The 13,971-nt window shown below is 62.2% G+C and carries 13 protein-coding genes and 1 riboswitch; of the genes, 4 read left to right on the top strand and 9 right to left on the bottom strand.

Features of this window, described 5'->3' with window-relative positions:
* Nucleotides 1-167: 167 nt before the first annotated feature.
* The 3 genes from ahcY to PCO31010_RS09035 form a co-directional block, all read right to left on the bottom strand.
* A complete protein-coding gene (gene ahcY, locus PCO31010_RS09045; RefSeq protein ID WP_150575151.1) occupies nucleotides 168-1,583 on the bottom strand; it encodes an adenosylhomocysteinase in 1,416 nt (471 codons plus the stop codon).
* Nucleotides 1,584-1,614: 31 nt separating this feature from the next.
* Nucleotides 1,615-1,741, bottom strand: a riboswitch (S-adenosyl-L-homocysteine riboswitch).
* Between the two features lie 65 nt (nucleotides 1,742-1,806).
* Entirely contained in the window at nucleotides 1,807-2,490 is a 684-nt protein-coding gene (locus PCO31010_RS09040) for an LrgB family protein (RefSeq protein WP_150663948.1), read from the bottom strand.
* Nucleotides 2,491-2,554: 64 nt separating this feature from the next.
* Nucleotides 2,555-3,010: a CidA/LrgA family protein gene (locus tag PCO31010_RS09035; protein ID WP_150663947.1), complete on the bottom strand. Its 456-nt coding sequence runs from the start codon at nucleotides 3,008-3,010 to the stop codon at nucleotides 2,555-2,557.
* Between the two features lie 198 nt (nucleotides 3,011-3,208).
* Here PCO31010_RS09035 and PCO31010_RS09030 point away from each other — a divergent pair, with 198 nt between their 5' ends.
* The gene (locus PCO31010_RS09030) at nucleotides 3,209-4,153 is read left to right on the top strand and encodes a LysR family transcriptional regulator (protein ID WP_150663946.1); all 945 of its coding nucleotides are present in this window, start codon (nucleotides 3,209-3,211) and stop codon (nucleotides 4,151-4,153) included.
* Between the two features lie 133 nt (nucleotides 4,154-4,286).
* Nucleotides 4,287-5,060 (top strand): exodeoxyribonuclease III, encoded by a 774-nt coding sequence (locus tag PCO31010_RS09025; RefSeq protein ID WP_150663945.1) that lies wholly within the window; start codon nucleotides 4,287-4,289, stop codon nucleotides 5,058-5,060.
* A gap of 87 nt (nucleotides 5,061-5,147) precedes the next feature.
* Here PCO31010_RS09025 and PCO31010_RS09020 read toward each other — a convergent pair whose 3' ends face one another.
* The 5 genes from PCO31010_RS09020 to PCO31010_RS09000 all read right to left on the bottom strand — a co-directional run bounded on the left by PCO31010_RS09020 (nucleotide 5,148) and on the right by PCO31010_RS09000 (nucleotide 10,259).
* Entirely contained in the window at nucleotides 5,148-6,443 is a 1,296-nt protein-coding gene (locus PCO31010_RS09020; RefSeq protein ID WP_150663944.1) for an AmpG family muropeptide MFS transporter, read from the bottom strand.
* A gap of 107 nt (nucleotides 6,444-6,550) precedes the next feature.
* Nucleotides 6,551-7,213, bottom strand: a complete 663-nt coding sequence (metW, locus tag PCO31010_RS09015; RefSeq protein ID WP_246184518.1) for a methionine biosynthesis protein MetW — start codon at nucleotides 7,211-7,213, stop codon at nucleotides 6,551-6,553.
* A complete protein-coding gene (gene metX / locus PCO31010_RS09010) occupies nucleotides 7,210-8,406 on the bottom strand; it encodes a homoserine O-succinyltransferase MetX (protein WP_150663943.1) in 1,197 nt (398 codons plus the stop codon). Before metX ends, metW begins: the two co-directional genes overlap by 4 nt.
* Before the next feature lie 324 nt (nucleotides 8,407-8,730).
* Nucleotides 8,731-9,393, bottom strand: a complete 663-nt coding sequence (gene slmA, locus PCO31010_RS09005; RefSeq protein WP_150663942.1) for a nucleoid occlusion factor SlmA — start codon at nucleotides 9,391-9,393, stop codon at nucleotides 8,731-8,733.
* An 86-nt stretch (nucleotides 9,394-9,479) separates the two neighbouring features.
* Nucleotides 9,480-10,259 carry an HAD-IA family hydrolase gene (locus PCO31010_RS09000; RefSeq protein ID WP_039394853.1) on the bottom strand — a complete coding sequence of 260 codons (780 nt, stop codon included), beginning with the start codon at nucleotides 10,257-10,259 and terminating at the stop codon, nucleotides 9,480-9,482.
* Nucleotides 10,260-10,463: 204 nt separating this feature from the next.
* Here PCO31010_RS09000 and PCO31010_RS08995 point away from each other — a divergent pair, with 204 nt between their 5' ends.
* Entirely contained in the window at nucleotides 10,464-11,561 is a 1,098-nt protein-coding gene (locus PCO31010_RS08995) for an AAA family ATPase (RefSeq protein ID WP_150663941.1), read from the top strand.
* The gene (locus PCO31010_RS08990) at nucleotides 11,558-12,208 is read left to right on the top strand and encodes a DUF4276 family protein (protein WP_150663940.1); all 651 of its coding nucleotides are present in this window, start codon (nucleotides 11,558-11,560) and stop codon (nucleotides 12,206-12,208) included. The genes PCO31010_RS08995 and PCO31010_RS08990 overlap by 4 nt, the downstream gene beginning before the upstream one ends.
* An 88-nt stretch (nucleotides 12,209-12,296) precedes the next feature.
* Here the strand turns inward: PCO31010_RS08990 and PCO31010_RS08985 are convergent, their stop codons facing one another.
* Complete coding sequence (locus PCO31010_RS08985; protein WP_246184517.1) at nucleotides 12,297-13,682, bottom strand: MFS transporter; 1,386 nt, start codon at nucleotides 13,680-13,682, stop codon at nucleotides 12,297-12,299.
* Nucleotides 13,683-13,971 lie beyond the last annotated feature (289 nt).

The raw sequence follows: 13,971 nt of genomic DNA, 5'->3' as shown, positions 1-13,971 counted from the left end.
CATGCCCGCACCGGCGGTGGGAAATTCGAGTCCGGCGAGCTCCGGCGGACACAACGGCAACTGACGCCATCGCACCGCCGTGGCTTCACCACGCGTTACCGCGCCGGGTCGGTACGTCGCATTCCTCCATGCAACGTGCCGACGACCCGCGCGGCAACGTCAATCGATCAATAACGGTAGTGCGACGGCTTGAACGGACCGTTCTTGTCGACGCTGATGTACTTCGCCTGATCGTCGCTCAGCACGGTCAGTTCGGCACCGATACGGCCCAGGTGCAGGCGCGCGACCTTCTCGTCCAGATGCTTCGGCAGCACGTACACGCTGTTCTTGTACTTGGCACCGTGCACGAACAGTTCGATCTGGGCGAGCGTCTGGTTCGTGAACGAGTTGCTCATCACGAACGACGGGTGGCCCGTGGCGCAACCAAGGTTCACGAGGCGGCCTTCAGCCAGCAGGATGATGCGCTTGCCGTCCGGGAAGATGATGTGATCGACTTGCGGCTTGATGTTTTCCCACTCGTACTTGCGGGTCGACGCCACGTTGATTTCCGAGTCGAAGTGACCGATGTTGCAGACGATGGCCTGATGCTTCATGGCGGCCATGTGGTCGTGATCGATCACGTGGAAGTTGCCCGTCGCCGTCACGAAGATGTCGGCCTTGTCGGCTGCGTATTCCATCGTCACGACACGGTAGCCTTCCATAGCGGCTTGCAGTGCGCAGATCGGATCGATTTCCGTGACCCACACCGTCGCGCCCAGACCGCGCAGGCTTTGCGCGCAGCCCTTGCCCACGTCACCGTAACCGGCCACGAGGGCGATCTTGCCCGCGATCATCACGTCGGTGGCGCGCTTGATACCGTCGACCAGCGACTCACGGCAGCCGTACAGGTTGTCGAACTTCGACTTGGTGACCGAGTCGTTGACGTTGATGGCCGGGAACGGCAGCGTGCCGTCCTTTTCCATCTGGTACAGACGGTGCACGCCGGTGGTCGTCTCTTCGGTCACGCCCTTGATCTGCGACAGGCGCTTGCTATACCACTGCGGATCGATTTCGATGTGACGCTTGATGGCGGCGTACAGCGCGACTTCTTCTTCGTTGGTCGGGTTAGCCACGACCGACAGATCCTTCTCGGCCTTGCTGCCGAGAATCAGCAGCAAGGTAGCGTCGCCGCCGTCGTCGAGAATCATGTTGGCGAACTCGCCGTTCGGCCATTCGAAGATGCGATGGCTGTATTCCCAGTATTCGTCGAGCGACTCGCCCTTGAACGCGAAGACCGGAATGCCAGCGGCCGCGATGGCGGCGGCGGCGTGGTCCTGCGTCGAGAAGATGTTGCACGAAGCCCAGCGGACTTCGGCGCCCAGCGCGGTCAGCGTCTCGATGAGCACGCCCGTCTGGATGGTCATGTGCAGCGAGCCGGCAATGCGCGCGCCCTTGAGCGGCTGGCTGGCCTTGAATTCGGCACGCGTAGCGACCAGACCGGGCATTTCGCTCTCGGCAATGGTCAGCTCTTTACGGCCCCATGCCGCCAGATTGATATCGGCAACGTGGAAATCGGAGAATTTCGAATCGACTACGGCGTTCATCACGCCTCCTTTCTCTAAAGTCTAGATAGTTGGGACGTGAGCGCCGTTCTTGGGGCCCACGCGCCAACGATCCGGGGGGTAATCCGGCGGCCGGCGGGGCCAATAGGAAGGATCTTGAGCCTGGCAGCACTTCGGCTGTCGCAACGCTCCTCAAGACCCCGGCATTGTAGCAAAACTGATGCGCGAAGTTACGGCAGAAGCGACGTCCGAAGGGTTATTTTTGTCAGACGGGAAGATGGGCAATCAGCGGGGCGGCAAGCACCATGAGCACGCCGTTGATCATCATGACGAGACTGGCGACAACGCCTTCTTCGCCACCGATCTGGCGCGCCTTGGCCGTGCCGAAGCCATGAGCGCCCGCGCCGAACGGGGCACCGCGCGCCATACGCGTACGCAACGGCAGCCACGACAGCAGCGCCTCGCCCAGCAACATGCCGATCAGGCCAGTGATGATGACGAAGAGGCCGACCAGATCGCGCGAACCGCCGACCTGATCCGACACAACGAGCGCGAACGGCGTCGAGATCGAACGGGCAAGCAGACTGCGCGCCATCTCCGGCGGCAATTCGAACAGCCTCGCGAGGACATAGGAACTACCCACCGCCACGACCATCGCGACCAGCACGCCGAACGTCAACGCGAAGGCATGGCGGCGAATGATGTCGCGATGCTCGTAAATCGGCACCGCAAAGGCGATGGTCGTCGGCCCCAGCAGCCACACAAGCCAGCGGGAATCGGCGATGTACGTCGTATACGAAATATCGCCGCCAATCATTACGCCGATGACGAGGATCGGCGCAAGAATCGCCGGGCCGAGCCACACCTTGCCGAAGCGCGCATAAAGGCGCTTCGACACGTAATAGAAGAAGACGGTGAGAGCGAGCAGCAGGAGCGCCGTATGATTCATGACAATTCCCTGCGAGTGCGATCGGCTTGAATAGCGGCGCGAACGGCGTCGGGTACGTAATACATCAGCGACCATCGTGCGCATGCGCACGGCGGGCCGGAATACGGGCGAATGCCAGCTTCAGACGGCGCTCGGCGCGGCAGGCGAAGTCGACGGCCAGCGCGGTCGAGATCATCACGAGCGTGGTGCCGACGCCGATCACGGCCAGCAGTTGCAGGCCTTCCTGACGCAGCAGATCGGTGTATTGCATGACGGCGGCGACCAGCGGCACGAAGAAGAGAATCATCTCGGCCAGAAACCAGTCTGCGCCACGCTTGATCTTCTCCGTCTTCAGCACGCCGCTCATGAGCAGCGCGACGACGACGAGCAAGCCCAGCACGCCACCCGGCAGGGGCAGATGAAAATGACGCGACGCAGCATCGGCCGCCAGATAGATTCCCGTCAGGAGCGCAATTTGCCAAAGCACACCAACGACGCCTTTGCTACGGCTGTACAGACGGCTGGCGATCATCTTGGTCATGGCTGACTCCCTAAGGGTTTTCCTGGATATGGAAAGCAGTATAGGAAGCGGCGCAACATAAATATAATGAATTAGTCGTATTAAAACGATTCCAAATTGGAATAATTTAAGCATTAACCCTAATAGTGCATAAGAAAGCCTTGCTGGACGAGGCTTTTGGGGGAATTGCACCATTGAGGTGCAGACGAGAGAACCAAAATGGAACTGCGTGCGTTGCGAGGATTTGTGGAGGTTGTGCGACAGCAGAGCTTCACGGCGGCGGCCGAAGCCTTGTTTGTCACCCAGCCGACGGTGAGCAAAATGGTCAAGGCGCTGGAGGACGAACTGGGCACACCGCTCATGTTGCGCGAGGAGCGCGGTATGGGTCGACGGCTTCAGTTAACCGACGCTGGACGCGTCGTCTTCGAGCGCGGTCAGGACGTGCTCGCTGCCCATGCCCGTCTGCAACAGGAGCTGGCGGATCTGGAGACGGTGTCGCGCGGCGAGCTGTCGATCGGCATCCCGCCATTGGGCGGCGACCTGTTCATCCCGGTGATCGGCGCGTTCCATCAGCACTACCCCGATATCGAGATGAAGCTGTTCGAGACCGGCTCGCGGGCCATCGAGCAGGCGTTACTGGCGGGCGAGATCGAGCTGGGCGCGGTGCTGCTGCCCATCGACCCGACCGTGCTGGATGTGCTGCCTGTCTGTCATTACCAGTTGCGTCTGATCGCGCCCCGGGAATCGCGTTGGGAGGGCCGCGCCTCTGTCGGCCTCGGCGAGCTGCGCGACGAGCCCTTCGTCTTCTATGGCGAGGGGTTTGCGTTATCGGAGCTGGTGATCGCCGCGTGTCAGCGCGCGGGTTTCACGCCGAAGATCGCGGGACGCTCGAGTCAGTGGGACTTCATTGCGTCGATGGTGGACAACGGCGTAGGCATCGCACTGCTACCGGAGCCGTTCTGCGCGCGGCTGGACCCGAAACGTTTCGTGATGACGGACGTACGCGATCCGGAAATTCCGTGGGATCTGGCGATGGCATGGCGACGCGACTCGTATCTGTCGCATGCGGCGCGACGCTGGCTCGCGCTGGCGCGCGACATCCTCGGGCCGGGTGGCGACGGCGAAACGAAGGCGGCTATCGCAGGTGGTGCGCGACGCAAGTGATTCGCGGATAGCGGACGTGGCTGTCATCCGACGGGAATCGGCGATTGCGGTATCCTTGCCGCTGATAAATTTCCCCCTTTTGCCGTTGCATCGCGTTCCACGGGCGCGAGAGCGGCGCGACACATCGAGACTCATGCGCATCATTACCGCGAATTTGAACGGCGTGCGATCCGCCTCCAAGAAGGGCTTTTTCGAGTGGTTCGGCAATCAGGACGCCGACATCCTCTGCGTTCAGGAAATCAAGGCCCAATTGCCGGACATGACGCCGGACTTCCTCAAGCCGCACGACTATCAGGGCTACTTCCACTATGCGGAGAAGAAGGGTTACAGCGGCGCCGGCGTGTACGTGCGACGCGAGCCCGACGACATCGTGATCGGCTGGAACAACAGCGAGTTCGACGCCGAGGGGCGTTATGTCGAAGTGCGTTACGGCAATCTGTCGGTGATCTCGGTATACATTCCGTCGGGGTCGAGCGGCGAAGAGCGTCAGGCAGCCAAGTTCCGCTTCATGGCCGACTTCATGCCGCACTTGCTGGCGCTCAAGGCCGAGGGACGCGAAGTCGTGCTGTGCGGCGATGTGAACATCGCGCACAAGGAAATCGACATCAAGAACTGGAAGGGCAACCTGAAGAACTCGGGCTTCCTGCCGGAAGAGCGCGCGTGGCTCTCGCAGTTGTTCGACGACCACGGCTACGTGGACGTTTTCCGCACGCTGGATCAGCGTGCGGAGCAGTACACGTGGTGGAGCAATCGCGGACAGGCGTATGCGAAGAACGTCGGTTGGCGCATCGACTACCAGATCGCCACGCCGGGCATCGCAGGCAAGGCGAAGACGACCTCGGTGTTCCGCGACATCAAGTTCAGCGACCACGCTCCGCTGATCGTCGATTACGACCACGCGCTGTAAGCACGGCACGTCGTAGAAGCCGGAAAAGCGAAGGCCAATCCTTGATGAGGGATTGGCCTTTTTGTTTTGTCGACGCCGAACGGGGTTTTACCGCGCCCCACCCGCAGCAGGCACGCCATCGCCGCCGTCGTCGTCGGCGCCCCACGGCGCGACTTTGGGCAGAAGGAGCATGCCCGGAACGGCCAATACCGTGCAGATGAGGAAGAACGTCAACCAGCCGACGCCGTCCACGATGTAGCCCGTCCCCGCGTTCGCGAACGTGCGCGGCACCGACGCCAGACTCGTGAATAGCGCGAACTGCGTCGCCGTGTAACGCGGGTCCGTCGTGCGCGCAATGTAGGCCGTGAACGCCGCCGTTCCCAGCCCCGCCGTGAACGCCTCGAACGCGATCACCGCGCCCAGTCCCGCCACCACCGCACCGGCCTCGGCCAGCCACGCGAAGCCCAGCACCGACACCAGTTGCAACACCCCGAACACCCACAACCCACGGTTGATGCCCAGCTTGATCAGCCAGATCCCGCCGATGATGCCGCCCGCCACGCTCGCCCACAGACTCGTCGCCTTCGCCACCACGCCGATCTGCGTCTTCGTAAAGCCCAGATCCAGATAGAACGACGTGGCCAGCGACGTCGCCATCGAGTCGCCCAGCTTGTACAGAAAGATGAACGCCAGCACGAGCAACGCCTGCGACCAGCCGCCGCGCGTCACGAACTCGTGGAACGGCTCCACGACCGCCTCGCGCAACGTCTTCGGCGGCGTGCCGCGAATCTCCGGCTCCTTCACCACCAGCGTCATCACGATGCCCGGCAGCATGAACGCCGCCGTCGCGAAGAACACCTGCGACCACGGCAGATGGTCGGCCATGATCAGCGCTAGCGACCCCGGCACCAGCCCCGCCACCTTGTACGCGTTCACGTGCATCGCCGTGCCCAGCCCCTGCTCGCGATCGGACAGCAACTCGCGTCGGTAGGCATCCAGACAAATGTCCAGACTCGCGCTGAAGAACGCCAGCGCCGCCGCCAGTGCAGCAATCGTCATCAGATCGCGCTGCGGCGAATAGGTGCCCATGATCGCGACCGCGCCCGCCACCAGCAATTGCGTGACGAACATCCACCCGCGACGCCGCCCCGGCTTCCATCCCAGAAAATTGGGCGCGAAGCGGTCCATGAGCGGTGCCCACAGAAACTTCCACGTGTAAGGAAACTGGATCAGCGCGAACAGGCCGATCGATTTGAGATCCACGTGCTCGCTGCGCAACCATGCCTGCACCAGATTGAGCAGGATGAAGAGCGGCAAGCCGGAGGTAAAACCGAGAATCACGCAGATGAGCATCCGCGTGGGGTGGAAGACGCGCCCGTCGTCGGGCCGCAGCGAATCGGTCATGGAAAGGACAATTGGGGCCAGCCGCCTGCGATGCACGGCGCCCGGCCCCCCGACGTCTATGGCTACGCGGGGTCCGGCGCTACGCTGCCCCGCAAGCTGCCGTCGGTTCAGGAACGCTTGACGCGATAGACCGCAAGACTACCACGCCAGTTCGCCCCCACCGAGACCAGTCGCCCATTGTGCAGGACCGCACGATCCAGAATCTTCACACCGACGTCCGGCGCCAGCGCTTCGAAGTCCTTGATCGTCAGCACCCGCACGTTCGGCGTGTTGTGCCACTGGAACGGCAGGCTCTTCGACACCGGCATGCGTCCTTGCAACACCGACAGCCGATGCGGCCAGTAGCCGAAGTTCGGGAACGACACGATCGCTTCGCGTCCCACGCGCACCGTCTCGCGCAGAATGTCCGCCGTGCGGTGAATGGTCTGCAACGTCTGCGACAGGATGACGGTATCGAAGCTCTGATCTTCGAACAGCTTCAGGCCGTCTTCCATGTTCTGCTGAATGACGTTGATGCCGCGCTGCGCGGACGCCAGCACGCCCGCGTCGTCGATCTCGATACCGTAGCCGCTCACGTCGAGTTCGTCGGTCAGCAGACGCAGCAAAGACCCGTCGCTACAACCGAGGTCCAGCACTTGCGAGGACGGCTCGATCCATCGCGCGATGACACGAAAGTCGGGGCGATCCGCGAGCGAGGCCGAAATGCGATGACGCGACGCCGCCAGTTGCGCGGCCTGCGCACTGTCGATCGGGGCGGTGGACTGGCTCATACGCCGACCTCCTGAGCGATACGTTCGTAGTAAGCGCGCACCAGATTGTGATAGCGCGCATCGGTGAGCAGGAAGGCGTCGTGACCGTGCGGAGCGTCGATCTCGGCGTAGCTCACGGTGCGGCGCGTGTCGAGCAGCGCCTTGACGATCTCGCGCGAACGCGCCGGGGCGAAACGCCAGTCGGTCGCGAACGACACGATCAGATATTTCGCGGACGTGTGCGATAGCGCCTTCGCCAGATCGCCACCGACCGTGCGCGCCGGGTCGAAGTAATCGAGCGCGCGCGTGATCAGCAGGTAGGTGTTGGCGTCGAAGTACTCGGCGAACTTGTCGCCCTGATAGCGCAGGTACGACTCAACTTCGAACTCCACGTCGAAGCTGAAGCGATAACCGTCGTCTTTGCCGTTGCCATTACCGTTACCGCTGCCGTCCTTCACCTCGTCGACCAGCGCTTCGGCACGTCGCAGCGCACGGCCGAACTTGGTCGCCATGTCCTCGTCGGACAAATAGGTGATGTGCCCGATCATGCGCGCCACGCGCAAGCCTCGACGCGGCACCACACCGTGCGCGTAATAGTCGCCGCCGTGGAAATCGGGATCGGAAAGAATTGCCGAGCGTGCAACCTCGTTGAAGGCGATGTTCTGCGCCGAGAGCTTGGGCGTGGACGCAATGACCAGACAGTGCCCCACCCGGTCGGGATACATGATGCTCCACGCCAGCGCCTGCATGCCGCCCAGACTGCCGCCCATCACGGCGGCGAACTTGCGGATACCGAAGGCGTCGGCCACGCGGGCCTGCGCATTGACCCAGTCTTCGACCGTCACGACAGGGAAGCGCGCGCCGTACGGCGTGCCGGTGGTTTCGTCGAGGCTCATCGGCCCGGTCGAGCCGAAGCACGAACCGAGATTGTTCACGCCGATGACGAAGAAGCGGTTGGTGTCGAGCGGCTTGCCCGGACCGACCATGTTGTCCCACCAGCCGATGTCCTTGGGGTTGTCGGCAGCGATGCCCGCTACGTGATGCGACGCGTTGAGCGCGTGACACACCAGCACGGCGTTGCTGCGATCGGCATTGAGCTCGCCATAGGTCTCGACCATCAGGTCGTAGCCTGCGAGGGTGCTGCCGTTTTGCAGTGCCAGCGGCTCAGCGAAATGCATCCGCTGCGGCGTGACGATTCCGATTGAAGATTCCATAAATCCCTGTCCGAAACATGCCGGGGTCAGCGTCATCGTCAATACGAATCGACGGACGATGTCCTGAACTGTGCGGGAAAAGGGGTCGACGGAAAAACGGCGGGGTGCGCGAACGACCTCTTTAGCCGCATTTTTATTGAATGTCTCAAACCGAAGATCCTGGAGATCCTCCGTCCGAGTCATTCGCGCGCCCGCAAGCGAGTCACCAAATCGGCGCGCCAGTCATCGCAACAAGGCCGGACGATGTGTCGTCAGCCCTGCCACGCGTTGCAAAAGTATAACGTAATCTGCGCACTCGGCGCAGACGAGCTGCTGCTGCCGGTATTAGCGCAGCAATGCAGCCACTTGCGGCTCGGCGCCTTCGGTCGGTGAGCGCTTGAAGCCGCTCTTGGCGAAACGGTGCCAGCGACCCAGCACGTACGAGACGAGCAGGTTGGCGCGCGAGTTCGCGTCGAACGTCTCGGGCAGCGTGCCTTGCGCCGCGGCCAGACGCAGCACCTGACGCAGCGACGCTTCGATGCGGTCGAGCAACTGGTTCATGCGCTCTTGCAGACGCTCGTGTTCGCCGACCAGCGCTTCGCCGGTCAGCACGCGCGTCATGCCGGGGTTCTTCTCGGCGAAACCGAGCAGCATCAGCACGATGGCGCGCGCTTGCGTCACGCCGTCCTGATCCTGTGCGGAAATCTGGTTGATCAGGCCGAAGATGGTCTGCTCGATGAATTCGATCAGGCCTTCGAACATCTGGGCCTTGCTCGCGAAGTGGCGATAGAGCGCCGCTTCGGAGACATCGAGACGCGCCGCGAGGGCGGCCGTGGTGATCTTCTCGCCCTTGGGCGTCTCAAGCATGGCCGCGAGGGTCTGCAACACCTGCACACGGCGCTCGCCCGGTTTGGGACGGGTGGTCTTCACCGGCGCGGGCGCGGGCATGGCCTCCAGCGCGTCGGCGGTGCCGAAACCGGCGCCGTTCGAAGAGTTTTCCTGCTGCATCGTCTGGTCGTTATCAGTTGGGATTATGTAATCGTCGCGCGGTCAGGGACTGGGCGCGGGAACCTGACGGAGCCCTTACCGGCCCGTCACTTGCCCCTCACATGCCTGGCACCTGCCCCGGTCGCCAGGTACGCCCTTAACTCGCGCAGAGATTGTACTTTGATATCTACGAAGTGTGGGCGGCCACTTCGCGCCATAACCTTGCCAAGACTGTTTCTCACCGGCAGATGTCCCGTGATCCAAACCGTCTTGATGCCGAAATGCCGCAGGTGCTTCAGGTGCGAGCGCGTGTCCTCGACAAGCCAGGTGTTCGAGGGTGTCAGTCCCTCGCGCACAAGCAGACGGCGCAACATCGTCGGGTCGGGTTTGGCGCGCCAGCCACGTCGGTCCGCCATGTCCTCGATGCTCACGAACCGCTCGAAATGACGGCCGATTCCCAACGCCTCGACGATCGGCATGGCGTAGTGCGCCGGTGCATTGGTCAGCAGAATCTTGCGCCCCGGCAGACCGGCCATCAGACGAGCGATGCCGCGCTCGGCGCGCAGCACCTCGGCCAGCGGCGGTAGTTCATGGACTTGCGCGAGAAACTCGTGCGGGTCGATGGCGTGATGTCGGATCAGCCCGAGCAGTACCGCGCCGTAGCGCTCGGTGTACGTCGAGCGCAGGAGGTTCGCTTCGTCGTGCGGCAGCCCCAGCTTCTCGACGATATAGGCGGTCATCGCGCGGTTGATGCGCGGAAAGATCGCGTGAGACGCGCGATGCAGCGTGTTGTCCAGATCGAACAGCCAGACCGGACCGCGCGTGCCGTGCTCGCTACGGGCGAGGTGCGCCCGGCGTCGCCGGCTCAGAACGTGAGAAGAAGACACGGAGATAGCGGATTTTTGCGAGGAGATACGTGAACATGACCATCGTCGCGAACGCGACGGGGGTCTCAGCAAGGCAAGATGCTAGCGCGCGTACACCGCGAAATCAATGGAAACCGACTGATACAATCCTCACAAATAGTCGTCGTTCACCGCGTATTGCACCGCGTTGAGCGCATACCCGCTAGAACGCTATGGGTGAACAACATGAAACAAGTCAATGACTCGGACCAAATCTCACGACTGGTTCTTCGTGGCTACAAGTCGATCGCGGAGTGCTCTCTGGATCTTGGGCGTCTCAACATCCTAATCGGTGCCAACGGGGCAGGAAAGTCCAACTTCATTGGCTTCTTCCGCCTGATCAATAAAATTCTCGACCGACAATTGCAGGTCGCCGTTGGTCTGGCTGGCGGCCCGGATGCGTTGCTGCACTTTGGGCGCAAGAAGACCGAGCAACTGGAAGCCGAACTGTATTTCGGAAATAACGGTTATCGCTTCAGGCTGCGTCCAACGCAAGACAATCGGATGATGTTCTATCGAGAGGCGTTTTGGTGGAACATGCACGGAGACTGGAACCCCACGTCCGGTCACTTCGAATCTTATGCCGAATCTCAAAAAGGTCTTACGCGCATCTACTCGTACGTGGTCCCCGCCATGCGCAGCTGGCGTCTGTATCACTTTCATGACACTAGCAGCAGCGCCCTCGTCAAACAGATTCACAACATCAATGACAACGAGTATCTCCGGGACGACGCAAGGAATCTGGCGGCCTTCTTATTAAGACTGAAAGATCATCACGCGGAACACTACTCGCGAATCGTGAAAACGACACGCCTTGTGGCGCCATTCTTCGGGGACTTCCATTTGAGACCCACCGTCGCCAACAAGGACACGATCCAACTGGAGTGGACGGAAAGCGGGCAAGACGAGCCATTCACAGCAAGTGCTCTCTCAGACGGCACGCTGCGATTCATTTGTCTTGCGACCGTTCTGCTTCAGCCGAAGGAATTTATGCCTGCCGCCATTCTGATCGACGAGCCCGAACTCGGTCTTCACCCATTCGCGATCTCCGTACTGGCCGGTTTGATGAAGTCAGCATCGCAAGAACATCAGTTGATCGCCTCTACCCAGTCGGTAGAGTTGGTTAACGAATTCGACGCAGAAGACCTGATCGTCGTCGACAAACGTGGTGGCGCATCAACATTCAAACGCCCCGACACCGGAGCATTGGCAGAGTGGCTGGAGGACTACACGCTCGGCGAACTCTGGAAGAAGAATGTCCTCGGCGGGAGGCCCGGTCGATGAGCCGCGTCTACTTACTAGTGGAGGGGCAAACCGAGGAAGCGTTCGTCAATGAATTGCTGGTCCCACATTACTCGCCGTTGGGCCATTACCTGACACCGATTATCGTACGCACTAGCCCCGGCCACCGAGGCGGGGTTGTGAGCTATGGAAAGGTCCGATGGCAGATCGAGCAACTGTGCAAGCAGCATCGAGAAGCTCATGTCACGACATTTTTCGATCTCTACGGGCTTCCCGAAGACTTTCCGGGAAAGGCATCTCCCGCCTATCCGGCTAACAGGAGTGGAAGGGACAAGGCCTCTTTCCTTGAAGCAGAACTCGCCAAAGACATTGGCCGACCCAACTTCATACCTAACCTGCTAGTCCACGAGTTCGAGGCCCTCTTGTTCGTAGATATCGCGGCGTTCGAGCAATGGACAGACGAAGATCGCGCTCTCGATCCGTTGCGCGCCATTCGCAAAACGACGTCACCGGAAGATATTAACGATAGCCCTCAAACGGCACCGTCAAAGCGCATTCTTGCCGCCATGTCCGAATATCAGAAAACGTTCCATGGACCGCTGATTGCTTGTGACATCGGAATGGACGCCATTCGACGCGATTGCCCGCACTTCGCGGCCTGGCTGGCCAAGATTGAGGCGTTGAAGTAAGCATCGCAGTATCAGAAACTCCGCTCGGCGCGGGCATTACGTCCCGAGGTGCCGAACGTCGGGTGCGCCATCGAGGCGCCCCCTTGGCTCAGCCCGCGCGCGCCTTCGCCCGCACTCGCAGCAGGCTGACGCCACCGCCCAGCGCCGCGAGTATCGTCGCGCTCACCATCGCCGCGTGCGCCCCGTGATCGCCATAGAGATCGAACAGCAGCGCCACCACAGCCGCCCCGAGCGTCATGCCAACGGTCCGGGCCATCGTCATCAGACCGCTTGCCGCGCCGCTACGCTCGCGCGGCGCGCCCATCATGATGATGCGGTTGTTCGGCGTCTGGAAGAAGCCGAAGCCCACCCCGCAGATCACCATCCGCCAGGCGATGCCCCAGTCGCTCGCGTCCGCTGGCAACCACGCCAGCGATGCCAGCCCCACCGCGAACATACCCAGTCCCAGCGCACTCATGCGCGCGCTGTCGAAGCGATCCGACAACCGTCCGGCGAGCGGCGCGATGAACACGATCACCAGCGGCCACGGCGTAATCAACAGGCCGGTCGCGGCTTCACTGCGCGCGAACGTGTGCTGCAACAGAAACGGCATGCCGACGTAGGCCAGCGTCTGCGCCATATAACAGGCGACGGACGTCAGCGACGACAGCGCCAGCACCGGCACCCGCATCAGATCGAGCGGCAGCAGCGGCGTCTGACGACTGCGCTGATGCCGCACGAGCACCACCGCCACGATGAGTCCAAGCGCGATCTGCAACGCGGCGACACCGTGATGCCCGGCTTCGCCGATATGACCGAGTCCGATGATGATGAGCGCGAGCGTTGCGGCATTGAGCAACGCTCCGGGCACGTCGATGCGCCGCTCGGCCGCCGGCGTGCGTGGCAGGAACCGGTACGACGCGCCCAGCGCAACCAGCCCGATGGGCAGATTGATGGCGAACAGCCAGCGCCAGTCGCCCAGGGTGAGAATGACCGCCGCCACGCTCGGCCCGGCCGCCGTCGACAGCGCAACGGTCAGCGCCAGCAGCGAGATCGCGCGTCCACCCATGTGCGGCGGAAACACCATGCGCAGCAACGCGGGGACGATGGTCGACATGCACGCACCGCAGAGCCCCTGCACCACGCGCGCCGCGACAAGCCAGGAGAGCGACGGGGCGAGCGCACAGCCGAGCGATGCCAGCGTGAAGCCAGCCACGCCGAGCAGGAACACGCGCCGATAGCCGAGCTTTTCGCCCAGCGCCGCCAGCGGCAGCACGGCCATCGCAAAAATCAGTTGGTAAGCGTTGACGACCCACACCGTCGAGGCGGGATCGGCGACAAGATCGCGCGCAATGGTCGGCAATGCCACATTGGCAATCGATGCATCGAGATTACCGAGGAAGGTGCCCAGCAGAATGGATGGCACGGCAATACGGCGTGCGCTCACGGAAAGGCCTTCGGCCAGCGTCGCGGAGGGGGCCATCGGTTGCGTCATACGGAGGGGTTCATGAGGAAAAAACCTCGGCCCGGGATTCGCTTCTCGCTCGCCAGTGCCTGCTTGGCATCATAGCCCGGGCCGGGCAGGAAAATCATGCGCAATGGTGCCGCTCGGGGAATGTTCGGCTGCACACGGTCACGCCGCACGACGTCTGCCGGATCACTCGCTCGTTATGCGCGGCACGCCACCACGACGCCGCCGCGCAACAGGGAGTGACGCAGCACCGCGCCACGTGCGATTCGCCCCCCCGGACGCCCCACACGTGCTCGCTGCGCGGTGCCGCGCT

The organism is Pandoraea commovens (assembly GCF_902459615.1).
In the GTDB taxonomy this organism is placed as follows: domain Bacteria; phylum Pseudomonadota; class Gammaproteobacteria; order Burkholderiales; family Burkholderiaceae; genus Pandoraea; species Pandoraea commovens.
The sequence above is the reverse complement of the archived record's forward strand: the minus strand, read 5'-3'. Positions and strand labels throughout refer to the sequence as shown.